Annotated in this window: 18 protein-coding genes; 14 read left to right on the top strand and 4 right to left on the bottom strand. The window is 53.0% G+C overall.

What is annotated here, in order from left to right; translation table 11 throughout:
- Nucleotides 1-27: 27 nt before the first annotated feature.
- The 6 genes from aspS (at nucleotide 28) to lepB (PXC00_RS10085) (ending at nucleotide 6,605) form a co-directional block, all read left to right on the top strand.
- Nucleotides 28-1,776: an aspartate--tRNA ligase gene (aspS, locus tag PXC00_RS10110; protein WP_275845363.1), complete on the top strand. Its 1,749-nt coding sequence runs from the start codon at nucleotides 28-30 to the stop codon at nucleotides 1,774-1,776.
- 10 nt (nucleotides 1,777-1,786) lie between these two features.
- The gene (gene gatC / locus PXC00_RS10105) at nucleotides 1,787-2,065 is read left to right on the top strand and encodes an Asp-tRNA(Asn)/Glu-tRNA(Gln) amidotransferase subunit GatC (RefSeq protein ID WP_275845362.1); all 279 of its coding nucleotides are present in this window, start codon (nucleotides 1,787-1,789) and stop codon (nucleotides 2,063-2,065) included.
- A 9-nt stretch (nucleotides 2,066-2,074) separates the two neighbouring features.
- Entirely contained in the window at nucleotides 2,075-3,505 is a 1,431-nt protein-coding gene (gene gatA / locus PXC00_RS10100; protein ID WP_275845360.1) for an Asp-tRNA(Asn)/Glu-tRNA(Gln) amidotransferase subunit GatA, read from the top strand.
- Between the two features lie 507 nt (nucleotides 3,506-4,012).
- Nucleotides 4,013-5,353: a lipopolysaccharide biosynthesis protein gene (locus tag PXC00_RS10095; RefSeq protein ID WP_275846391.1), complete on the top strand. Its 1,341-nt coding sequence runs from the start codon at nucleotides 4,013-4,015 to the stop codon at nucleotides 5,351-5,353.
- A 40-nt stretch (nucleotides 5,354-5,393) separates the two neighbouring features.
- Nucleotides 5,394-6,005, top strand: coding sequence for a signal peptidase I (gene lepB, locus PXC00_RS10090; RefSeq protein WP_275846393.1), 612 nt, complete (start codon nucleotides 5,394-5,396; stop codon nucleotides 6,003-6,005).
- Nucleotides 6,006-6,038: 33 nt separating this feature from the next.
- On the top strand, nucleotides 6,039-6,605 hold the full coding sequence (lepB, locus tag PXC00_RS10085) for a signal peptidase I (protein ID WP_275846395.1): 567 nt from the start codon (nucleotides 6,039-6,041) through the stop codon (nucleotides 6,603-6,605).
- Between the two features lie 67 nt (nucleotides 6,606-6,672).
- On the opposite strand, the gene PXC00_RS10080 is transcribed toward lepB (PXC00_RS10085), so the two are convergent.
- Both PXC00_RS10080 and PXC00_RS10075 read right to left on the bottom strand, forming a co-directional pair.
- Nucleotides 6,673-8,454: an ammonium transporter gene (locus PXC00_RS10080; RefSeq protein ID WP_275846397.1), complete on the bottom strand. Its 1,782-nt coding sequence runs from the start codon at nucleotides 8,452-8,454 to the stop codon at nucleotides 6,673-6,675.
- A gap of 108 nt (nucleotides 8,455-8,562) precedes the next feature.
- Nucleotides 8,563-10,659 (bottom strand): glutamine synthetase III family protein, encoded by a 2,097-nt coding sequence (locus PXC00_RS10075; protein WP_275846399.1) that lies wholly within the window; start codon nucleotides 10,657-10,659, stop codon nucleotides 8,563-8,565.
- Between the two features lie 436 nt (nucleotides 10,660-11,095).
- Here PXC00_RS10075 and PXC00_RS10070 point away from each other — a divergent pair, with 436 nt between their 5' ends.
- The 7 genes from PXC00_RS10070 (at nucleotide 11,096) to PXC00_RS10040 (ending at nucleotide 18,984) form a co-directional block, all read left to right on the top strand.
- A complete protein-coding gene (locus PXC00_RS10070; RefSeq protein ID WP_275846401.1) occupies nucleotides 11,096-12,190 on the top strand; it encodes a class II glutamine amidotransferase in 1,095 nt (364 codons plus the stop codon).
- Between the two features lies 1 nt (nucleotide 12,191).
- Nucleotides 12,192-13,697 (top strand): glutamate synthase-related protein, encoded by a 1,506-nt coding sequence (locus PXC00_RS10065; RefSeq protein ID WP_275846403.1) that lies wholly within the window; start codon nucleotides 12,192-12,194, stop codon nucleotides 13,695-13,697.
- Between the two features lie 675 nt (nucleotides 13,698-14,372).
- Nucleotides 14,373-14,807 (top strand): 4Fe-4S dicluster domain-containing protein, encoded by a 435-nt coding sequence (locus PXC00_RS10060; protein ID WP_275846451.1) that lies wholly within the window; start codon nucleotides 14,373-14,375, stop codon nucleotides 14,805-14,807.
- An 8-nt stretch (nucleotides 14,808-14,815) separates the two neighbouring features.
- Entirely contained in the window at nucleotides 14,816-16,060 is a 1,245-nt protein-coding gene (locus PXC00_RS10055) for an NAD(P)/FAD-dependent oxidoreductase (protein ID WP_275846408.1), read from the top strand.
- Between the two features lie 2 nt (nucleotides 16,061-16,062).
- Complete coding sequence (locus PXC00_RS10050) at nucleotides 16,063-16,788, top strand: GltB/FmdC/FwdC-like GXGXG domain-containing protein (protein ID WP_275846410.1); 726 nt, start codon at nucleotides 16,063-16,065, stop codon at nucleotides 16,786-16,788.
- A 266-nt stretch (nucleotides 16,789-17,054) separates the two neighbouring features.
- Complete coding sequence (locus PXC00_RS10045) at nucleotides 17,055-18,377, top strand: glutamine synthetase family protein (RefSeq protein WP_275846412.1); 1,323 nt, start codon at nucleotides 17,055-17,057, stop codon at nucleotides 18,375-18,377.
- A gap of 34 nt (nucleotides 18,378-18,411) precedes the next feature.
- Nucleotides 18,412-18,984 (top strand): ANTAR domain-containing response regulator, encoded by a 573-nt coding sequence (locus tag PXC00_RS10040; RefSeq protein WP_275846414.1) that lies wholly within the window; start codon nucleotides 18,412-18,414, stop codon nucleotides 18,982-18,984.
- 102 nt (nucleotides 18,985-19,086) lie between these two features.
- Here PXC00_RS10040 and PXC00_RS10035 read toward each other — a convergent pair whose 3' ends face one another.
- On the bottom strand, nucleotides 19,087-19,560 hold the full coding sequence (locus PXC00_RS10035) for a gamma carbonic anhydrase family protein (RefSeq protein ID WP_275846416.1): 474 nt from the start codon (nucleotides 19,558-19,560) through the stop codon (nucleotides 19,087-19,089).
- Nucleotides 19,557-20,819, bottom strand: a complete 1,263-nt coding sequence (locus PXC00_RS10030; protein WP_275846418.1) for an AfsR/SARP family transcriptional regulator — start codon at nucleotides 20,817-20,819, stop codon at nucleotides 19,557-19,559. The genes PXC00_RS10035 and PXC00_RS10030 overlap by 4 nt, the downstream gene beginning before the upstream one ends.
- A gap of 810 nt (nucleotides 20,820-21,629) precedes the next feature.
- Here PXC00_RS10030 and PXC00_RS10025 point away from each other — a divergent pair.
- A complete protein-coding gene (locus tag PXC00_RS10025; RefSeq protein WP_316934944.1) occupies nucleotides 21,630-22,673 on the top strand; it encodes a DUF6076 domain-containing protein in 1,044 nt (347 codons plus the stop codon).
- Nucleotides 22,674-22,699: the final 26 nt, after the last annotated feature.

The following is a 22,699-nucleotide window of genomic DNA, read 5'->3' as shown; positions in this document are numbered from 1 at the left end:
CATTATTGTAGACAAAGGGGAATGAAAATGATCTGTGTGAACAAGTACCGCACCAAATCCTGCGGGGAAGTCAGCGAGGCCGACATCGGCAGCGAGGTGCGTGCGGCCGGCTGGGTGGAAAACATCCGCGACCACGGCGGCGTCAAGTTCCTTGACCTGCGCGACCAGTATGGTGTATTGCAGGTGGTTGTGCATGACGAAACGCTGCTGGGAAATGTGAATAAGGAATGCACCGTTACGGTTTCCGGCAAGGTGGTTCTGCGCGACGCGGACACAGTGAATCCGAAAATTGCAACCGGCACAGTGGAGGTGGAAGCCGCCTCATTGGAGGTGCTGGGCAAATGCCGCGCGGCGCTTCCGTTTGAAGTGATTACCAGCAGAGAAACCAAAGAGGACGTACGCCTGAAATATCGTTACCTCGATTTACGAAACCCCAAAGTCCACAATAATATTGTTTTGCGCAGCCAGGTGATTTCTTTTTTGCGTCAAAAAATGACCGAGCAGGGATTCCTGGAGATTCAGACGCCGATTCTGAGTGCTTCCTCGCCGGAGGGCGCGCGCGATTACCTGATTCCAAGCCGCAAGCACAAAGGAAAATTCTATGCGCTGCCGCAGGCGCCGCAGATTTTTAAGCAGCTGCTGATGGTTTCCGGCTTTGACCGGTACTTTCAGTTGGCGCCGTGTTTCCGCGATGAAGACGCGCGTGCCGACCGCTCTCCCGGCGAGTTTTACCAGCTGGACTTTGAGATGGCTTTTGCCACACAGGAGGATGTTTTTGCGGTGGCAGAACAGGTGATTGGCGACACGTTCCGCAAGTTCGGCGGCAAGGCAGTTTCGCCCGCGCCGTTTCAGCGGATTCCGTATGCGGAAAGTATGCTGAAGTACGGCACAGACAAGCCGGATTTGCGCAATCCGCTGGAAATTGTGGAGCTTTCCGATTTGTTTACTGAAACGGACTTTAAGCCGTTCCGTGGCAAGTGCGTGCGCGGCATTACGGTACCGGACTGCGTGAAACAGCCGCGTTCCTTCTTTGAAAATATGCTGAAATTTGCCGAGTCCATCGGCATGAAAGGTTTGGGCTACATCGAGGTGCTGGACGACGGTACCTACAAAGGCCCAATTGATAAATATCTGAGCGAAGAGCAGCGTGCGGAGTTGGTGCGCCGCGGCAAGCTGGAAAAGGGCAGCGTCATCTTCTTTATTGCGGATGCTCCGTCACTGGCGCCGCAGCTTGCGGGGCAGATTCGCGCGGAGCTGGGCCGCCGCCTCGGGCTGATTGATGAGAGCCGCTTTGCGCTGTGCTTTATTGTGGATTTCCCGATGTTTGAAATTGACGAGGAAACCGGTAAGTACGTCTTTACGCACAACCCGTTTTCCATGCCGCAGGGCGGTATGGATGCGTTGCTGAACAAAGCGCCGGAGGATGTTCTGGCATATCAGTACGACATTGTCTGCGACGGCGTGGAGCTTTCTTCCGGCGCGGTGCGCAACCACGACCTCGACATCATGAAGAAAGCCTTTGAAATTGCAGGTTATACGGAAGAGGATTTGCAGACCAAATTCACTTCGCTGTACCATGCGTTCCAGTACGGCGCGCCGCCGCACGCCGGCATGGCGCCGGGGGTTGACCGCATGGTTATGCTGCTGACCGGCGAGGAAAACATCCGCGAGGTGATCGCGTTCCCAATGAACTCGAATGCGCAGGATGTGATGATGGGTTCTCCGAGCGAGGTTACGGAGGAGCAGCTGCGTGAAGTGCACATCAAGCTGAGATAAGGAGGCCGCCATGGTTACACATGAAGATATTTTAAAGATTGCAAAGCTTGCCAAGCTGGAAGTGGAAGCATCCGAACTGGACGGCTTGACAGAGGATATGAATGAAATCATCGCTTTTGCGGACACCATCGCTTCTGTCAGTGCAGAGGAGGAAGCGTATACAGACATCAATGGTCTGGAAAACGTGCTTCGCGAAGATACGGTGCAGCCGGGGCTTTCCTGTGACGAAGTGCTCGCAAATGCGAAAGATACGGACGACAGCAGTTTTGTCGTCAGGCAGCACGCCTAAGGAGGAACCATGGAATCACAGAATACCATACGGAATCTGCAGAAAAAACTGACGGAAAAAGAATGTTCCTGCACAGAATTGACCCAACAGTATCTGGATGCGATTGCTGAAAAAAACGGCGGGTTGAACGCTTACACCCTGGTCACCGCGCAGACAGCGCTGGAAGCGGCGAAAAAAGTGGATGAAAAGCTTGCCCGCGGCGAAGCGCTCGGCCCGGTCGAGGGTGTGCCGATGACGCTCAAGGCAAACATTAGCACCAAAGGGCTGGAAACCGACTGCTGCTCCAAAATTTTGGAAGGCTACAAGCCGGTTTATGATGCGGCGGTTTGGCAGACACTGCGGGAGCAGGGCGCGGTGCTGCTTGGTAAATGCAATATGGACGAGTTTGCCATGGGTTCCAGCTGTGAAACCAGCTGCCACGGCGGCGCGAAAAACCCGCATGACCTGAGCAGGGTGGCAGGCGGCTCTTCCGGCGGTGCAGCGAGCGCCGTGGCGGGCGGTTTGGCTGCTTACGGCATCGGCAGCGACACCGGCGGCTCCATTCGTCAGCCTGCGTCCTTCTGTGGAATTGTCGGCTTAAAACCGACTTACGGCGCGGTGTCTCGCTATGGCTTGATTGCTTATGCGAGTTCGTTTGATCAAATCGGCCCGCTGACCTCCTGCGTGGAGGACGCGGCACTTCTGTTTGATGTGCTTGCTCAAAAAGACCCGCGTGACAGTACCTGCGTCGGTGCGCGGTGCAAAGCCGTACCGAATCTGCAGAACAGCCTGAAAGGCAAAAAAATCGGGATTGCGGCAGAGTACTTTGACGGCTTGCGCGAAGGGGTGCAAACTGCACTGGAGCAGGCGCAGAGCGTGTACCGGAGTTTAGGCGCGGAGCTTGTGCCGATTTCCATTCCGGAAATTAAATATGCGCTGCCGGTGTATTATATTTTGGCGTGCGCGGAGGCTTCCTCCAACCTTGGGCGGTACGATGGTATTCGCTACGGCAGGAAAGCGGAGCACTACACGGGTGTGAACGACATGATTGAAAAGACCCGCAGTGCCGGTTTTGGCAAGGAAGTCAAGCGTCGAATCCTGCTGGGGACTTACGTCCTCAGTGCCGGTTATTATGATGCGTATTATAAAAAAGCGCAGTTGCTGCGCCGCAAGATTCGCCGGGCGTTTCAGACTGCCTTTACAGCGTGTGATTTCCTGCTGGCGCCCACGGTTCCTATGACTGCTTTTCCAGAGGGCTTTTCCGGGCAGGATGCGGTGGAAACTTATCAGACGGATATCTGCACGGTGCCGGTGAACATTGTTGGTCTGCCTGCCTTGAGCGTGCCCTGCGGTTGTGACGAAAGCGGAATGCCGGTGGGAATGCAGTTGATTGGCAAAGCGGGACGTGAGGACATGATTTTGAACGCGGCTTATCAGTATGAGCAGGCAAGCCGCGGCTGAACATTCTGTAAGTATCAAAAGCGCTGCCCTCGGGCGGCGTTTTTTATTGGCGTTTTGCCCTAACCCCGGAAAGCAATTTGCTCGAAGCGCTGCCTTTGCCCTGACGCAGACTGCAAAAGAAGCGGGTGCGCGCTCCGTGAGCTTCAGCAGTTGCGTGCAGGCTCAGCCTGCTGGCAACGTTCCACTGGAGCATTGCCACGGTGGATAACTTCAAACTTTTCACTCGGGCTTGCAGCCCGAACCTGCTTTTGTGGAAACAAAGGTCGTGGGGCTGCGCGCCCCACACGGGCGGTCGCTTTCTGAGAAAGCGACGGAAAGCAATTTGCTCGAAGCGCTGCCTTTGCCCTGACGCAGACTGCAAAAGAAGCGGGTGCGCGCTCCGTGAGCTTCAGCACACTGCGTGCAGGCTCAGCCTGCCTGCCTTGTTCTGTTCATAATTTAATGGTATAATAACTTATTCTATGATGTGACTGGCGGCTTTTTCCGCCGAAGAATTGGGAGATGCGAATGAAACAGAAGCAGAAACCGCAGCGCTCCTCTATGGTGCGAGATACGTTGAGTACCTTTGGCACCAATGCTTTTGGAGCACTGCTTGGAATCGTGGGTTCGCTGGTTATCCTCAACCGTATGGACCCGGACGTAAAGGGTCTGTATAACCAAGTGCAGATTTGGGGCGAGGGGCTGTTTACCTGCATCGGGTTCAGCCTGAACAGTGCCGTGATTTATTACGTTGCCCGGTATAAAATTAAAAACACAAAGGCAGCCGTGAAAAAGCTGACGCTGATTGTCGGTACGCTGCTGCTTGTCGTTTCGGCAGCGGTCGTTGTGGGGCTGGCGCTGCTCGGCAATCGCATTTCCTGGCAGCCGTTTACCAATACGCCGTGGCCGTATTTAGGCAGCATCGTCATTTATGCAGGCTGCTCCTTCCTGCTGAATATTCTGATGGGAGTGCTGCGCGGCGAAAATAAATTTAAATCCTATAACATTATTAACCTGCTGCAGAAAATTTTCAGTACGGTTTTTTCTGTTTTGGCTCTGGTTTGGCCGACGGCGGCACTGCAGGTCGGTTCTTCGATTGGCATTTCCATTGCCATGTCCGTGATGGCGTACTTCATGATTCGTCGCTGGAACGGTGCACCGGAAGAACCGGTGCCTGAAAATGACTTTGTTGTTCCGGCAAAGCCGATTTTTAAGTATGGTCTGAAAGCTTACGTCAGCAATTTGATGACGTATATTAACACCAATGTCGGCAATTATGTGGTGCAGGGCGCTTACGGCTTGGGCACGCTTGGCCTGTATAACACCGCGTTTACATTGATGCGGCAGGTGTGGATTCTGCCGGAAGCGGTCGGTCTGGTCATTACCAGCCGCGTGGCCGCCATGCAGAATGATGAGGATAAAACGCATATTACCCAGCTTTCCTGTAAAATTGTCATGTACATTACGATTGTGTGTGCATTCTTAATTGTCTGGCTTGCGGATATTTTTGTACCCATTCTGTTTTCCAAGTATATAGGTGCGCTTGCACCGCTGCGGTACTTAATTATTGGCTCCATTTTTGTGTCGTTTGCAAAGGTACTGTCCAATTCGATTTCCGCTTTCGGACGTCCGGAACTGAACATCCTGCCAACGATACTGGGCATTGCCGTCAATATTGCCGCTACCATTGCACTGATTCCGTCTATGAGTTATAACGGCGTCGCGGTGGCCACAAGCCTTTCCATGATGACGCAGGGGCTGTGCAGTCTGGTGATTTTTTGTATTTTTACGCACACCAGTCCGGTGCGGCTGATTCTACCCACAAAAAATGAAATTCAGCTGGTCAAAAATGTGCTTCACCGGAAATAAATGAAAAGCGCAGCTGTGCGCTGCAGGAGGTTGCTTAACAATGGATTCGGAAACCAAAGAAACGCAGGAATTGCAGCGTACAGAAGCTGCTGTACAAGAGTCTGCGGCGCAGGCGGAAGCCCTGCCGCAGGATGCGGCTCCGGCAAAGAAAAAGGACGGACCGCTGTCCTGGATTGTAACCATGGCGATTACCTTTGCGGCAGCGCTGCTGTTTTGCACCTTTGTTGCGCAGCCACGTTATGTAATGGGTGAAAGTATGCAGAATACATTTCAAAACAACGACTTTGTCTTTGTCTGGAAGCTGGGATATCAGCCGCAGCGCGGCGATGTGGTGATTGCGAATGCCCACGGTACGGTCTTGAATGAGGATTTGATTAAGCGTGTGATTGCCGTTGGCGGCGACCATCTTGTGGTCAAAGACGGCACAGTTACGCTGAATGAAAAGAAACTTACCGAAAGCTACATAAAAGAACAAAAATGGGGCGGAAATAATGTGGATGTGACGATTCCGAAAGGGGAAGTCTTTTTAATGGGGGACAACCGGAATAATTCTGCAGACAGCCGCCTGATTGGCCCGCTCAGTGTGTCTGATGTGGAGGGAAAAGTCGCGGTGCGCATTTACCCGTTCGACAAATTCGGCACTTCGTTTTAGCCAGTAAAGAATCGAGAGAAGAGGATGGAAAGTATGCAGGAAAAATCCGGCAGGGAAGATGCGGAGCAGGCAGACCGGCAGGAGGGAAACCGCCGAACGGAAAAAAAAGAGAATCCGCGCACATGGATTCTGTCTGTGCTGATTACGATTGCGGCAACGCTGCTGTTCTGCAACTTCGTTGCGCGGCCCAGCCGCGTCATCGGTGTGAGTATGCAGAACACCTGCCACGATGGCGACTTGGTGCTGCTCTGGGAGCTGCAGTATCACCCGCAGCGCGGCGATATTGTGGTGGTCAACAGTGACAATCCCCTGCAGGAAAATCTGATTAAGCGTGTGATTGCCGTTGCAGGCGATCACATCGTGGTTTCTAACGGTACGGTTACACGCAACGGGAAAAAATTGACAGAGCCTTACGTGAAGGAGCAGCCGTGGTCGGGCACAGATGTGGACTTGACCGTGCCGCCGGACCATGTGTTTCTCATGGGGGACAACCGCAACCACTCTACCGACAGCCGCGAAATCGGCGCGGTGGCGGCTTCAGACGTGATTGGGAAAGTGGTCGTGCGGCTGTATCCGTTTACAACCATTCGTACTTTTTAAATAGGAAAAGCGGCAGCAATTTTGCTGCCGCTTCTTTAAGTTGTTCAGAATGTGAAAAGGGGAATGCTCAGTCATCGCCCTGCAGCGCGTCATAACCGGTTTCGCCAGTGCGTACTTTGACCACATCCCGCACATCGTAGACAAAAATCTTACCGTCGCCGATGTGGCCGGTGTACAGCACCTTTTTCGCGGCTGCAATCACCGTATCTGTCGGTACTTCTGAAATGACCATCTCCAGCTTAATTTTGGGAAGCAGGTTGATTTCTTCTACCTTTACACCACGGTAATACTCACTGCGTCCTTTTTGAGTACCGCAGCCGAGAACGTTGGTGACGGTCATGCCGGTAACACCAATGTCGTTCATGGCATTTTTCAAAGCTTCGAAGCGGTTTTGGTTAAAAATCATGACCACCTGCGTCATGACCGCGTCCGGCTTGGAAGAAACCTTGTCTGCCGGCGCACCGGCTGCGGCGGCTGGCATATGCTCGACCGTAATGGCTTTTTCCACAGAGGCATTAAAAGCGGTTTCAGCACGGACGCTGCCTTCGCTGATACCATTCAAGACCGAGGGAGCCATCGGCATAAAGTCCGCATACGAGCTGGCAATGCCGTGCTCCGTGATATCCAAACCGCGCAGTTCTTCCTCCGCGCTGCAGCGCAGCCCGACAGTGTGCTTTAAAATCTGAAATACAATGGTAATCATGACGGCGACAAATGCCGCAACTGTGAGAACGCCGAGCAGCTGCACACCCAACAGCTTGAACCCGCCGCCGTAAAACAAACCGGCATTTTCACCAAAGGTGTCATTCATCGGATGCTTTGCAAAAAGACCAACCAGTAAAGTGCCCAGTGCACCGTTAACACAGTGCACACCAACTGCGCCAACTGGGTCGTCGATGTGCGCCTTTTTATCCAGTAGTTCAATGCCGACAATTACGGCGACACCGGAAAGAATCCCGATGAGGGATGCGCCTACCGGTGTAACCGTGTCGCAGCCGGCGGTGATGGCAACCAGTCCTGCCAGCGAGGCATTCAGCGTCATGGAAATATCGGGCTTGCCGTAGCGAACCCAAGTGACAATCATGGCCGTGCAGGTTGCCACAGCCGCGGCAATGTTCGTATTCATAAAGATGAGGCCGGCGGATTCGATGGACTGCGTGTTGTCCATGGATACGGTAGAGCCGCCGTTAAAGCCGAACCAGCAGAACCAAAGGATGAAGCAGCCCAATGCGCCGAGCGTCAGACTGTGACCGAGAATTGCTTTGGGATTGCCGTCCTTGTCGTACTTTCCAATGCGCGGCCCCAGAATCATGGCGCCAATCAGTGCGCAGATGCCGCCGACCATGTGCACGGCGGTAGAACCCGCAAAGTCGTGGAATCCCAACTGCGACAGCCAGCCGCCGCCCCAAATCCAGTGACCGGTAATCGGGTAGATGATGCCGCTGATGCACGCGGAGTAAATGCAGTACGAAATGAATTTGGTGCGCTCTGCCATGGCGCCGGAAACAATGGTTGCGCTTGTGGCACAGAAAACAGTCTGAAAAATCACGTATGCCCACTTCGGCACACCTGCCGGCAGAATCTGCGCATAGCTTTGCTGGATACCGGGATCCAGCCAGCCGAAGAAGCCGTTTCCCGCGCCGAACATGATGCCGAAGCCGATGAGAAAGAACAACGGGGTGCCGATGCAGAAATCCATCAGATTTTTCATGATGATATTGCCTGCGTTTTTTGCCCGCGTAAAGCCGGTTTCTACCATGGCGAAGCCCGCCTGCATAAAGAAAACCAGCGCTGCGGCAACCAGGGTCCAAATGGTGTTGACTGCGGATGCTGTAACGTTTGCGTCCATAGAAAAGATTCCCCCTCTTCATAAAATGATAAAAAATAGTCGAAAAAAGCCGCCCCGATATAAAAATCGGGACGGCTTTTTTGCCAATGGTAAGATTGGGTTGGAAACTTATACGTGATAAATCAAATCGGAGTAAGTCGGGAACGGCCAGTAACTGCCGCCGGTCAGGCTTTCCATCTGGTCTGCGTCTGCACGCAGAGTTTCCATGGCGGGCAGAACCAGTTCTTTGTATGCCTGGGCGTTCGCCTCAAAGTCCGCAACAGAAGCAGCACTGTCAACCGCGTTTTGCAGAGCGGCGGTTTCGTCATAAACCTTTGCGCTGAGCTCGCTGAGGGCAGTGACCCGCTCGTACTCTACGTGGCAGTTCATGTTGGGATTCAGCGCCTTTTTATGTGCAAACGCGAGGCTCAGTTCGTCAACATACTTTTCAACTGCCGGCAGAATCTGCCGATTGACCATGTCAATCATGGTCAGCGCTTCGATGTTGAGTGTTTTACTGTAATTCTCCATGGAAATTTCGTAGCGCGACTTCATTTCCGTTTCGGTGAAGATGGCGTGCTTGGTAAAGAGCTTCACATTCTTTTTGTCCAAGAAGTGCGGCATGGCATCGACGGTGGTTTTCAGGTTCAGCAAGCCGCGCTTTTCCGCTTCGGCAATCCATTCATCGGTGTAGCCGTCACCGTTAAAGATAATCCGGCGGTGTTCCTTGATGGACTTTTTGACCAAGCTGTCAAGGTCTTTTTTGAAGTTTGTGCTCTTTTCCAGTTTATCTGCAAACTTTTCAAGTTCTTCCGCAACAATGGTGTTTAGCACAACATTCGGCCCGGAAATGGAGAGTGCGGAACCAAGCATCCGGAATTCAAACTTGTTGCCGGTAAAGGCAAACGGAGAGGTGCGGTTGCGGTCGGTGCTGTCTTTGGGGAAGCGGGGCAGTGTGTGAACGCCGACTTTGAGGATTTCCTTGTCCTTTTGGCTGTAGGGAGTTCCCCTTTCCAGACACTCCAGAATCTCGTTCAACTCGTCGCCGAGGAAAATGCTCAGAATGGCGGGCGGCGCTTCGTTGGCACCGAGCCGGTGGTCGTTGCCGGGGCTGGCAACGGAAATGCGCAGCAGATCCTGATACTCATCCACTGCTTGAATGACCGCCACTAAGAACAGCAGAAACTGTGCGTTTTCCATCGGGGAATCGCCCGGCTCCAACAGATTGACACCGGTGTCGGTAGAAAGCGACCAGTTGTTGTGCTTGCCGGAGCCGTTGACACCGTCAAACGGCTTTTCGTGCAGCAGGCAGTACATCCCGTGGCGTTCTGCCACTTTTTTCATGACTTCCATGGTCAGCTGGTTGTGGTCAGCCGCCACGTTGGTGTTGTTAAAAATTGGCGCAAGTTCATGCTGTGCGGGTGCAACTTCGTTGTGCTCTGTTTTGGCGAGCACGCCCAGCTTCCAAAGTTCTTCATCCAAATCGCGCATGAATGCGGCGACCTTCGGCTTAATGGCGCCGAAATAGTGATCTTCCAGTTCCTGACCGCGCGGCGGGCGGGCGCCGAACAGCGTGCGGCCGGTCAAAACCAAATCTTCGCGCTCATTATAAAGGTTGCGGTCAATCAGAAAATACTCCTGCTCAGGGCCAACGGTGGTGCGCACGCTATGTACCTCTTCATTGCCGAACAGCTTTAAGATGCGCATTGCCTGTTTGTTCAGTGCCTCCATGGAACGCAGCAACGGTGTTTTCTTGTCCAGTGCTTCGCCGGTGTAGGAGCAGAATACTGTTGGAATGCAGAGAGTGCGATCCTTAATAAAGGCATAGCTGGTGGGGTCCCATGCGGTATAGCCGCGCGCTTCAAAGGTTGCGCGCAGACCGCCGGAGGGGAAGGAACTGGCATCGGGTTCACCGCGAATCAGTTCTTTTCCCGAAAATTCCATCATTACGGAGCCGTCGCCGGCAGGAGAAATGAAGCTGTCGTGCTTTTCGGCGGTGATGCCGGTCATCGGCTGGAACCAGTGTGTGAAGTGCGTGCAGCCGTTCTCCAGTGCCCAGTCTTTCATGGCGCTGGCCACAGTGTTTGCAATGGTGGGATCCAGGCTCTTGCCCTGCTGAATTGTCTTTTCCAGTGCTTTGTAAGTTTCGCGCGGGAGCCGCTCCTGCATGGTGCGGTCGTCAAAGACCATGCTGCCGAAAATCTCCGGGACAGATGCTGTCGCCATAACTCAATACCTCCAAGTTGTTCAAGTCGGATGAAATCGCCCGTTGCTTTCTGAAAAAAATAAAAAAAGGCGCAGCGGTTTAAAAACCGCAGCGCCTTTGCTGCTTTCCTTTGCATTATAAGCCTGTGCGCGCCGCTTGTCAATAAAAAATTCATATTTTGAAGCGTTGGCAGGCAAAACCGTCAGAACTGCTTATTTTGGGGAAAAAAGCAGGTGAAAAACTGACAGGATTGCAAGTGATGAAAAAAATAATTCAAAAATAATCGAAAAACGTTGACTTAAACACCCTGCGTGCGTATAATAAAGCCATGCGAACAAAGGTGTTCATTAAACAGGAATTCCGTTTAATGAATATTTTTTTTGCGAAATACATTACTTTATTTGCTCATTTCCCAAATTACTTTCTTTTTTAAAAGATGACAGGGAGGCACACATCATGCAAAAAGAAGGCCAGTACCATATCCCCTCCGGCTGCGCAATTGCAGGATTATTTTGCAAAGACGGCACACGTGTCAGCGGAGAAAGCATGATTGATTCCATCACGGTCATGCATGACCGCAGCAACGGCTTAGGCGGCGGTTTTGCCGGGTACGGGATTTACCCGGAGCATAAGGATGCTTATGCGTTTCATGTATTTTATGACAACAGCGCGGTGCGCAGTACCGTGGAAGACTTCCTTTCGCGGCACTTCGAGGTGGAAAGCCTGTCGAAAATTCCGACCCGCCGCACACCGGGCATTACAGATGCTCCGCTGATCTGGCGTTACTTTGTGCATCCGCTGCCGCGCAAGCTGCAGGACGCCCAGCTGGATGAGCGGGAGTATGTGATGCGCTGCGTGATGAAAATCAACGCGCATATTGACGGCGCCTATGTGTTTTCTTCCGGCAAGAATATGGGCGTTTTTAAGGCGGTTGGCTACCCGGAGGACGTGGGACGTTTTTACAAACTGGAAGATTATGCGGGTTACTGTTGGACCGCGCACGGACGCTACCCGACAAACACCCCCGGCTGGTGGGGCGGCGCGCATCCGTTTGCGCTGCTGGATTACTCCGTGGTACATAACGGAGAGATTTCCTCTTACGACGCCAACCGCCGCAGTGTGGAAATGTACGGTTACAGCTGCAACCTGATGACAGACACCGAGGCTATTACGTATATTGTCGATTACCTGAACCGCCGGCAGGGTTTGTCACTGGAAGAAGTCGCCGGCGTGATTGCCGCGCCGTTTTGGAGCACGATTGAAACCATGCCGGAGCCGCAGCGCAGCCAGATGACCTACCTGCGCAATACATTTGCGAGCCTGCTGGTGACGGGACCGTTTTCCATTTTGCTGGGCTTTTCCGGCGGCATGATGGCGCTCAATGACCGCCTGAAGCTGCGCTCAATGGTTGCTGCAGAAAAGGGAGAAACCGTGTATGTGGCGAGCGAAGAAAGCGCCATTCGGCGGATTCAGCCGGATTTGGACCGCATCTGGGCGCCTAAGGGCGGCGAACCGCTGATTTTCAGACTCAACGAAGGGGTGGAATTCTAAGATGGCTATCAATTACATTGTACCGGAATATGATGTTCTGCGCGACCCGCAGCGGTGCATTGCCTGCCGCGTGTGTGAGCGCCAGTGTGCCAATGAAGTGCACAGCTACGACCCGGAGCTGAACTGTATGCGCAGCGATGAAAGCAAGTGTGTGAACTGCCACCGCTGTGTTTCGCTGTGCCCGACACACGCACTGAAAATTGTAAAGAATGAAGATACCTTTAAACTGAACGACAACTGGAGCAACCAAGCGATTACGGAAATTTTCCGGCAGGCGGACTCCGGCGGTATGCTGCTTTCCTCCATGGGCAACCCGAATAAATATCCAGTGTACTGGGATAAAATGCTCATTAACGCTTCACAGGTGACAAACCCCTCCATTGACCCGCTGCGTGAGCCGATGGAAACCCGCGTTTACCTCGGCAAAAAGCCGGAGCGTGTGGAGCGCAACGCAGACGGCAGCCTGAAAATCAACACGCCGCCGCAGCTGAAACTGAACGTGCCCATTATGTTTTCTGCCATGAGTTACGGCTCTATCAGCTACAATGCACACGCAAGCCTGGCGCGCGCGGCGACGGAGCTGGGCACTTACTACAACACCGGCGAGGGCGGCCTGCACAAGGATTTCTATCAGTACGGCCCGCATACCATTGTGCAGGTTGCTTCCGGCCGTTTCGGTGTGCACAAGGGCTATCTGGATGCCGGTGCCGCGATTGAAATCAAGATGGGGCAGGGTGCGAAGCCGGGCATCGGCGGGCACCTGCCGGGCACGAAAAGTGTGGGTGACGTTGCCCGCACCCGGATGATTCCAGAGGGCAGTGACGCGATTTCTCCGGCGCCGCATCATGACATTTATTCAATTGAAGATTTGCGCCAGCTGGTATATTCGCTGAAAGAAGCAACCGCCTATCAAAAGCCGGTTATTGTCAAAATTGCGGCGGTGCACAACGTGGCGGCGATTGCAAGCGGTATTGCGCGCAGCGGCGCGGACATCATTGCCATTGACGGGTTCCGCGGCGGCACAGGCGCGGCACCGACACGTATTCGCGACAACGTGGGCATTCCGATTGAGCTTGCGCTGGCGAGTGTTGACCGCCGTCTGCGCGAGGAGGGCATCCGCAACAATGTTTCCATTGTGGTCGGCGGTTCCATTCGCAACTCTGCGGATGTTGTGAAAGCGATTGCGTTGGGCGCAGATGCGGTTTATATCGCTTCAGCGGCGCTGATGGCGCTGGGGTGCCATCTCTGCCGCAGCTGCCAGACCGGCAAGTGCAACTGGGGCATTGCGACGCAGCGCCCCGATTTGGTGAAACGGCTGAATCCGGATGTCGGGTACAAACGTCTGGTGAATCTGGTCAGTGCATGGCAGCATGAAATCATGGAAATGATGGGCGGTATGGGCATCAATTCGATTGAGGCATTGAAAGGAAACCGTCTGATGCTGCGCGGCATCGGTTTGAATGAAAAGGAACTGGAGATTCTGGGCATTAAGCACGCAGGCGAATAATTGCAGGGCAGGCTGAGCCTGCACGCGGTGTGCTGAAGCTCACGGAGCGCGCGCTTACTTCTTTTGCAGTCTGCGTCAGGGTGAAGTCAGCACTTCGAGACTTTTCATTAAAAGTTCCGCCCGCCCTTTCAAGGGCGGCAGGCTGAGCCTTCACGCGGTGTGCTGAAGCTCACGGAGCGCGCGCTTACTTCTTTTGCAGTTTGCGTCGGGGTGAAGCCAGCGCTTCGAGCAAATTGCTTTCTGCCGCTTTCTCAGAAAGCGCGGAGAGCCCCCGTTGGCGGTGTGCTGAAGCTCACGGAGCGCGCGCTTACTTCTTTTGCAGTCTGCGTCAGGGTGAAGTCAGCGCTTCGAGCAAATTGCTTTCTGCCGCTTTCTCAGAAAGCGCGGAGAGCCCCCGTTGGCGGTGTGCTGAAGCTCACGGAGCGCGCGCTTACTTCTTTTGCAGTTTGCGTCAGGGTGAAGTCAGCGCTTCGAGCAAATTGCTTTCTGCCGCTTTCTCAGAAAGCGCGGAGAGCCCCCGTTGGCGGTGTGCTGAAGCTCACGGAGCGCGCGCTTATTTCTTTTGCAGTCTGCGTCAGGGTGAAGTCAGCGCTTCGAGCAAATTGCTTTCTGCCGCTCCGATTCCGTAAAATCCGTTTATAAACAAATTTGATATGCGCTTTATGAGGTGTCATGATGAAACGTGTCTATGTCAATGAAGAATGGTGCTTAGGCTGTCATCTTTGCGAATATAATTGTGCGTTCGCAAATTCCGGCGAAACGTATATGCCAAAAGCATTAAAAGATAAAAAAATCAATCCCCGCATTCAGGTGGAGGAGGGGGGAAACGTCAATTTCGCTGTTTCCTGCCGCCACTGTGAGGACCCGCTTTGCGTGAAAAGCTGCATTACCGGCGCACTTTCCATTGAGGAGGGCGTGATCTGCGTGGACACTGACAAATGTGTGGGGTGCTATACCTGTGTGCTGGTGTGTCCTTACGGCTGCGTCATGCCCGCGGATGACGGTCATGTGATTCAGAAATGTGAACTATGTACCAAAAATGCCAGTGGCGAGCCGGCCTGTGTCAAGGGCTGCCCCAACCAAGCAATCGTATTTGAGGATAGGGGGTAAAAGCAGCTATGAATTATGTCATTATCGGGAACTCTGCCGCGGCGGTCGGCTGTGTGGAGGGCATTCGCAGCCGGGACAAAACCGGTGGAATTACCATCGTCGGTGACGAGCCGTATTCCGTCTATTCCCGTCCGCTGATTTCCTATCTGCTGCTGGGCAGTACGGATGAGGCACACATGAAGTACCGCTCGGAAGATTTCTATGAAAAAAATCAGGTTCGCACATTCCTTGGCCACCGCGCGGAAAAAGTGGACAGTGCCGCAAAAACCGTCACACTCGACGACGGTACGGTGCTGCCCTACGATAAACTGCTGCTTGCAACCGGCAGCAAACCGTTTGTGCCGCCGATGGCGGGAATGGAACAGGTGAAAAACCAGTTTACCTTCATGACATTGGACTCTGCCAAGGCACTGGAAAAAGCGCTGACGCCCGAAAGCCGCGTGCTGATTATCGGCGCAGGGCTGATTGGTTTGAAATGCGCCGAGGGTATTGCCGCGCGCGTGTCACACATCGATGTGGTCGATATGGCTGACCGCATTCTGCCCAGTATTCTGGACGAGGAAGGCTCTGCTATGATGCAGGCGCACATCGAAAAGCGCAATATTTCCTTCTTCCTTTCCGACAGCGTGGCGCAGTTTACCGAAAATACGGCGCTGCTGAAAAGCGGAAAGATACTGGGGTTTGATATTCTGGTGGTGGCGGTCGGCGTGCGCCCGAATGTGGAGCTGGCAGAGCAGGCAGGCTGCAAAGTGGATCGCGGCATCTGCACAGACGACACCTGCGCAACTACGGCGGCAGACATTTACGCCGCGGGCGACTGCGCTAAAAGTCATGACATTACCACCGATACCGACCGTGTGCTGGCGCTGCTGCCCAATGCGCATATGCAGGGCATGGTGGCAGGCGCCAACATGGCGGGCGGCAGCGAACTGTACGATAAGGCAATCCCGATGAATGCAATCGGCTTTTTCGGTCTGCATATTATCACGGCCGGCAGCTATGACGGCAAGGCTTATATTACCCATGCACCCGGCGTTTATAAAAAGTTGATTGTCAAAGACGATCTGCTCAAAGGCATGATTCTCATCGGCGACATCAAGCGCGCGGGAATTTACACTGCCTTGATTCGGGAAAAAACGCCGCTGGATACCATTGATTTTGACCTGATTAAGGAACATCCGCAGCTGATGGCCTTTGCAAAGCAGGCACGCAAGGTCAAGCTGGCAGGTGCCAAGCAGGAAGGAGATGCCTGAACATGAAATTGACAGCGGGAGAGCAGCACTTTCAGGAGCTGAACGCACAAATTCGAGACACGGCAGACACAGAAATTGAAATCGACAGCTGCATTGGGCAGCGCTACATCGGCGCGGGTCTTTCCGGTAAGCATCTGGTGATTCATGGTACACCGGGCAATGCGCTTGGCGCATATCTGGACGGCTGTGATATTGAGGTTTACGGCAACGCGCAGGATGCGACCGGCGACACTATGAATGAGGGCACCATCACGGTTTACGGCAGCTCCGGCGACGCCACCGGCTACGCTATGCGCGGCGGGAAAATCTTTGTCAAAGGAAATATCGGTTACCGCGCGGGCATTCACATGAAAGCTTACAAAGAGAAGCAGCCGAAGCTGGTGGTCGGCGGGTGCGCAGGCAGCTTTTTGGGCGAATACCAGGCGGGCGGCATCATCGTGATGCTTGGTCTGCACAAAGAGACGGACCGGCCTTTGGTGGGCAACTTCTGCGGCACCGGTATGCATGGCGGAAAAATGTTTTTGCGCACTACGCAGCTGCCAGCAGACCTGCCCGAACAGGTCAAAGCAGAAAAGGCTTCAGAAGCGGATTTGGAGGAAATCCGGCCGCTTCTGCAAGAATTCTGCGAAAAGTTCGGTGAAAATCTGGAGGAAGTGCTTTCTGCACCTTTCTTTGTGCTGACGCCGGATACCGCGAATCCTTATAAGGCTCTGTACACCAGAAACTGAACAGAAAAACAGAAGAAGCCGTGGCGGCATTTGCTGTCACGGCTTTTTTGCAGAATAAAAGTAACTAAATTTCATGTAGAAACGAAATATCGACAGAATTTGCGGGGAAAACTATATAAATTGAAGTTCATGGAGAAACAGTATTCAGAACGTTTCCCTTTATGATATAATAAAATTGATACGGGCAGGCTTTGGATTCTGCTCGTTTTCCAAAACCGCCGCCCTGCAGCCGACTGGACGCGGAGAAATCAGGAGGTGCCGTAGTTGTGAATTATACACGCAGTGAAGTGATGCAGTATGTGGAAGAAAATGATGTGAAATTCATCCGCCTTGCTTTTTGCGACATCCACGGAATGCAGAAAAATGTGGCTGTGATGCCGTGCGAGTTGGATCGCGCATTTGAAACCGGTGTGGGATTTGACGCCAGCTTCGTACGCGGTTTTATGAATGAGGTGAAGTCGGACCTGTTTTTGGTACCGGATCCCGGCACTTTTACAGTGATGCCGTGGCGGCCGTCGCACGGGCAGGTGGTGCGCCTGTTCTGCGATGTTAAGTACCCGGACGGTCAGCCCTTTGAGGGGGACTGCCGCGCGCTGCTGAAAGCGGCGGTTCGCGACGCCAAAAAACTGGGTCTTTCCTGTAAGGTGGGAACTGCCTGCGAGTTTTATTTGTTTAAGACGGATGAAAACGGGGAGCCGACCATGGAACCGTATGACTACGGCACCTACTGTGACACGGCGCCGCGCGACAAATGCGAAAATGTCCGCCGGGAAATCTGTCTGGCACTGGAGGCGATGGGTCTGCGCCCAGAAACCAGCCGCCACGAGCAGGGTCCCGGTCAGAATGAAATTGACTTCCGCTACAGCGATATTTTGACAGCGGCAGACAACTTCATCGCGTTTAAAGGTGCGGTCAAGTCCATTGCCGAGGGAAGCGGTTTGTATGCTTCTTTCATGCCAAAGCCGCTGCCAGGGTACAGCGGCAGCAGCCTGCACGTCAACCTTTCCCTGTCAAAAGACGGGCAAAACCTGTTTGAGGTGGACAGCGGCAGGCACAACGCGACTGCGGAAAGCTTCATGGCGGGGGTGCTGCGCCGTGTTTCTGAAATTACGCTGTTCCTGAACCCACTGACCAATTCTTATGAGCGCTTCGGGCGCTTTGAAGCGCCTAAGTATGTTACCTGGTCGCACCAGAATCGCTCCCAACTAATTCGCATTCCTGCGGCGCCAAACCCGGGTCACGGGCGCATGGAACTGCGCAGCACAGACTCGGCGTGCAACCCGCATTTGGCGTTTGCACTGCTGCTTTGGGCGGGTCTGGAGGGCGTGCGTGACAAATTGCCGCTCTGTGAGCCGGATAACCGCAACCTTTTTGAGGCAAGCGAGGATGAAACGTCAGACCTGGAGCACCTGCCGAGCAATCTGGATGAGGCGCTGCAGATGGCGGAAAACAGCGCGTTTGTGCAGGCACATCTGCCTGAAAATCTGCGCGCCAGCTACTTTTCCCAGAAGCGTCAGGAGTGGCAGCGGTACCGGACTTCCGGCAACGGGCAGGAGTTTGAGCGGCGCGAGTACTTTCTGACGGTTTGATGCAACGAAATCCTGAGAAAAGCTGGTGAGAGGGTTGGAACAAGTCTTAGTCGTTTCCAGTTCGGAAAAGAGCCGAAAGTACTTTCTGGATTTTCTCGGCACACATGCGGTCAAAGCTTCCGGCAGTGCGGCAACCGGCGGCGAGGCACGTCGGCTGGTTATGCAGCAGGACTATGAGCTGGTCATTATCAATGCACCGCTCAAAGACGAGTTTGGTCATGAGCTTGCAACCGACCTTGCGGAAAAGACAAAGGTCGGTGTGGTACTGGTGGTCAAAGCCGAGCTGTATGAAACCGTTTCTGCCAAGGTAGAGCAGGCGGGTGTCATTGTTGCGCAGAAACCGATTAACCGAATGCTTTTGTACCAGTCCATGCGGATTGCGGCGGCATCTGGACGGCGTCTGGAAGCACTGCAGAAAGAGAATGAGAAACTGCAGAAAAAGATTCATGAGGTGCAGCTGGTGGGTCGGGCAAAGTGTGCGTTGGTGCAGTACCGGCATTTAACGGAGCCGGAGGCGCACCGCTACATTGAAAAGCAGGCAATGGATCAGCGTGTTCCGCGTTTGGACATTGCCGAGGACATTCTGCGCACCTATGAGGACAGCTGAAAGCAGCTTGCTGTGCGGCGGCAGAAAATAAAACGAAAACTAAAAACGGAACGACTGCTGAATAAACTGCAGCCGTTCCGCTTTCTTTTTGAATTTGAAAAGTTACTTTGCCAGCTGATTTTTTGCTTCCTGCACATAATAGGCGGCGTTGTCGCGGTTGCTTTGGATTTCCTCCGCGGTCAGCTGCCGCTTGACGCGCGCAGGGGAGCCCATCAGCAGGACGCCGTCGGGATACACGCGCCCCTGCGGTACCAGCGAACCCGCGGCGACAATGGAGTCGTTTCCAATCACCGCGCCGTTCAGCACAATGGCACCCATGCCGATTAGGGAATTGTTCCCCACAGTGCAGCCGTGCAGAATCGCACTGTGTCCTACAGTCACATCCGCACCAACTTTTAAGGGGAAGCCGGTATCTACGTGCAGCACGCAGCAGTCCTGCACATTGGTGCGCGCGCCGACGGTAATGTCTGCCATGTCGGCACGCACAACGGCGTTGTACCAAACGGAACTGCCTGCGCCGAAGGTCACGTTGCCGACAATCACCGCGCCGGCGGCAGTATAAGGCTGCTCACTCATGATAAGTCCCCCTCGCCGACTGCGGCGTCCTCAGCCGGCTTCCGGAAGTCTGCTGTGTTGGGAACCTCGACCGGCAGGAACTTGTAAAGAATCCGAAGGTCTTTGTTGCGGCAGACTTTGTGGTAATTGGTAATGATACGCCGCACTGCCTTTTCCGCATTCTTCATATTTGCCTGCGGCAGCAGGATTAGGAACTGAGTGTCGCTGTAAGCTGTCACCATATCGCCGCCACGCAGGGAGGAGATGGTTGCGGATTTCAGCACATTCTGCTCACGGATAATGCTGCCGTCTTCCGGAACAGAGCCATCTGCCATGGCAAGCGTCAGCAGCACAATGGTTGCAGACTCATGGCTGCGCGCGCAGGCGCGGGCTTCTACCCGGTACAGATTGCGGAATGCCTCAAAGTCGCAGAAATAGGCGTTCTGAATATCTGCGGCTTCCTGAAGCTCTTCCCGTACAAAGGAAATGTCCATCTGCGCGTGGCGAAAGTTTTTGGTAATCAGACGGTACAGGTCGCGCAACTCCGGCGCAACATCCACACCCTTTTCCTGAAAGAACAGAGAGGTGGTGCTGTTGTAGTGAGAAAGTGCCTCCGCGTAACGCTCCGCTTTCAGGTAGCAAAACAGCGTCAGGCGGTGCAGCTTGATGTTGAGGGGGGCTTTCTTCAGATTTTCTAAACAAAACTCCGGCAGGTTCTCTGCACGATTCTGCTGCTCCATGGCTTCGCAATGCGCGGCAATACACTGTGCAAAGCGGTCTTCCAGTTCTTTACGGGTAGCTGTCACCCACTGGGAGTTTTCGGTTCCATCCAGAAACGCGCCCGCATACAGATGAATGGTTTCCGCACAAAGCTGGATTCTTTCCGAACTGGACTTTGCGTCTTCAATGGTTTTGCATAAGCGATTGAAGCGGTCGATGTCTGTGTGTGTTTCCAGTGTGGGGTTCCAGCAGTAGGTGTCGCCGTAAAATAGGATAAAGCGGCTGCCTTCTTCCCCAAAAGATTCCTGCAGCAGGTCGCGGGTGCGGTACACCAGGTTTTTCAGCGCGTTCATCGGGTCGGAGCTGCCGGAACTGCGGTCCCAGAGAACCTTCATCAGCTCTTCAACCGAAAGCGGACTGCGGCGGGTGTAAATGAGAATTTCCAGCAGCAGCCAGACCAGGGTCGGCCGGTGCTTTTGGCAGGAAATGGTTTTGCCGTCGACGGTCAACGAAAACTTTCCCAGCATCTTTGCCTCAGTAACAATTTTTTGTGTTTCCATTATTCTTTTCCGGCCTCCAGTAATTTATCTGCCTAAATAAGACTCCGTGTAACGAATCACATAATATAGTTATAACAAACCATAATATATTTGTATTTTACCATGCACTTGGCGCAAATGCAATCCTAAATTCCGCAGCGGCGCTCCTTTGGCCGATACACGGATTTTGCTATAATCGCGGAGAAGAAAGTCCACTTTTTGATGACTTCCATAAAAAGGATTATAAAGAAAGTTTAATCATTTTCATAATTTTATCGGTAAAGGGTATGTACACGGTGCATTTTGATGAAAATTCTTGTATGAAAATGAACGTCCCCTCAGCTGCAAGGTGTTGCCTCAACCGGCCGCCTGACAAAATCCAAGCTCGAAAAAAACGTGCGGCAGCCACCGGTAAAATTGCCGGCGAGCCGTTCATTCAGCCGATGACACTTCGACTGACAGAAAAAGGAGCGTAGTCTAAGAGGATTAACGAATTCTTGAGATGGGTTTTTATGAAAGCAGCGCTTATTGACCAAAATGGTCAACAAACGCTGCTTTCATGCGCATTTTGCAAAACAGATGTGATTCGTATCCACAAAAAATAGACTAATTGTGGGAATAAGTCCTTGAAAAATAGAAAATACGGTGTTATACTTATAAAATAGAATAAATAATACTAATCATATTTTATTTTAGATACTCAATTTTAATATAGTATTTTATAATTCCATTATGAATCCATCACTGTTTAGAAACATATAAAATTACAGTGATTATATAACTAAATGCAATATTTGATATTGCATAACACAGGAAGAGGTGCAAATTCGTTTGGAAAACCCGGATATTCTAAGAAATACATCCCTGCGTGTCTATTTTCAAGGGAAAGAGGAGACCTTTGAACTGCAGACATACGCAAATGACAAAAAAATGCAAGTCTTTATGCGGCAGATGCCGCTTGGCGAGTCGGTCATCTCCTTTATTTACGGCGATTTTGAAGATATTTATGAGGAACTGCGGCGCACGGAAACTATTTTTCTGGAAATCAATGCAGGGTTGCAGGTGCACGCTCACTGGGAGCAGCTGCGGCAGCTTTCGCTGACGCTGATGGAGCGGCATCCGTACTTCGGAATTGCCAGCCAGGTGCTTTCGCAGGCGGCGGGGCAGGCCATCGCCATTGATATGCGGCTGCTTTCGCGGCTGGTGGCGCTTTACAAGCAGATGCGGGACAGCCTGCTGCTGCTGGTCAAGGAGTGCATGAACGTGGACGAGCAAAAGGCGGGTTCGTTTGTGGATCGTTACGCCGATTTGCTGTTAACGCACCGGCTGGGCGACCGTTCCGCGCTGAAGTATTCCACTGTTGTTACGGAGTTTCTGCCCACAGTAGCGTTTCCGCTTTGGAAAACAGAAAACTGCGTGTACCCCGTCATTCCCACGCTGCAGGAGCTGCGTGCGCAAGAGGTGCCGCTGGAGATGGTCGATGCACTGTATCCGCATTCGCTGCAGGATTTGTACCATTTTCTGCTGGCAGGGTATCTGAAGGCCGGCGTCTGCTTTAAAGTGTGCAAAAACTGCGGCAGGTACTTCGCCGTGACCGGCAGTATGAATGCCGAATATTGCGACCGGAAAATCGACGGTTCGCAAAAAACCTGCCGCCAGATGGGTGCGGTGCGCGTGTATCAGCAGAAGCAGATGAAAGACCCGATTCTCCGCCTGTACAACCGCGCCTACAAAACTCACAACGCGCGTATCCGCTACGGCAGGATGACGCGTGAGGAATTTCTGGAGTGGTCCGCGCGTGCACGCGCACTGCGCGATAAGTGCCTGGAGGGCAAAATTTCCGTAAGTGACTTTGAAATCTGGCTGAAAGAGTAAGCGAATTTTTAAAGGCAAAGGCGCGT

The organism is Caproicibacterium argilliputei, from assembly GCF_029211325.2.
GTDB lineage: Bacteria > Bacillota > Clostridia > Oscillospirales > Acutalibacteraceae > Caproicibacterium > Caproicibacterium argilliputei.
Note: the sequence above shows the minus strand (reverse complement) of the source record. Positions and strands in the feature narration are given on the sequence as shown.

Coding starts and splice junctions, on each gene's coding strand:
- aspS (WP_275845363.1), top strand. CDS start 28: ATGATCTGTGTGAACAAGTACCGCACCAAATCCTGCGGGGAAGTCAGC.
- gatC (WP_275845362.1), top strand. CDS start 1,787: ATGGTTACACATGAAGATATTTTAAAGATTGCAAAGCTTGCCAAGCTG.
- gatA (WP_275845360.1), top strand. CDS start 2,075: ATGGAATCACAGAATACCATACGGAATCTGCAGAAAAAACTGACGGAA.
- PXC00_RS10095 (WP_275846391.1), top strand. CDS start 4,013: ATGAAACAGAAGCAGAAACCGCAGCGCTCCTCTATGGTGCGAGATACG.
- lepB (WP_275846393.1), top strand. CDS start 5,394: ATGGATTCGGAAACCAAAGAAACGCAGGAATTGCAGCGTACAGAAGCT.
- lepB (WP_275846395.1), top strand. CDS start 6,039: ATGCAGGAAAAATCCGGCAGGGAAGATGCGGAGCAGGCAGACCGGCAG.
- PXC00_RS10080 (WP_275846397.1), bottom strand. CDS start 8,454: ATGGACGCAAACGTTACAGCATCCGCAGTCAACACCATTTGGACCCTG.
- PXC00_RS10075 (WP_275846399.1), bottom strand. CDS start 10,659: ATGGCGACAGCATCTGTCCCGGAGATTTTCGGCAGCATGGTCTTTGAC.
- PXC00_RS10070 (WP_275846401.1), top strand. CDS start 11,096: ATGCAAAAAGAAGGCCAGTACCATATCCCCTCCGGCTGCGCAATTGCA.
- PXC00_RS10065 (WP_275846403.1), top strand. CDS start 12,192: ATGGCTATCAATTACATTGTACCGGAATATGATGTTCTGCGCGACCCG.
- PXC00_RS10060 (WP_275846451.1), top strand. CDS start 14,373: ATGAAACGTGTCTATGTCAATGAAGAATGGTGCTTAGGCTGTCATCTT.
- PXC00_RS10055 (WP_275846408.1), top strand. CDS start 14,816: ATGAATTATGTCATTATCGGGAACTCTGCCGCGGCGGTCGGCTGTGTG.
- PXC00_RS10050 (WP_275846410.1), top strand. CDS start 16,063: ATGAAATTGACAGCGGGAGAGCAGCACTTTCAGGAGCTGAACGCACAA.
- PXC00_RS10035 (WP_275846416.1), bottom strand. CDS start 19,560: ATGAGTGAGCAGCCTTATACTGCCGCCGGCGCGGTGATTGTCGGCAAC.
- PXC00_RS10030 (WP_275846418.1), bottom strand. CDS start 20,819: ATGGAAACACAAAAAATTGTTACTGAGGCAAAGATGCTGGGAAAGTTT.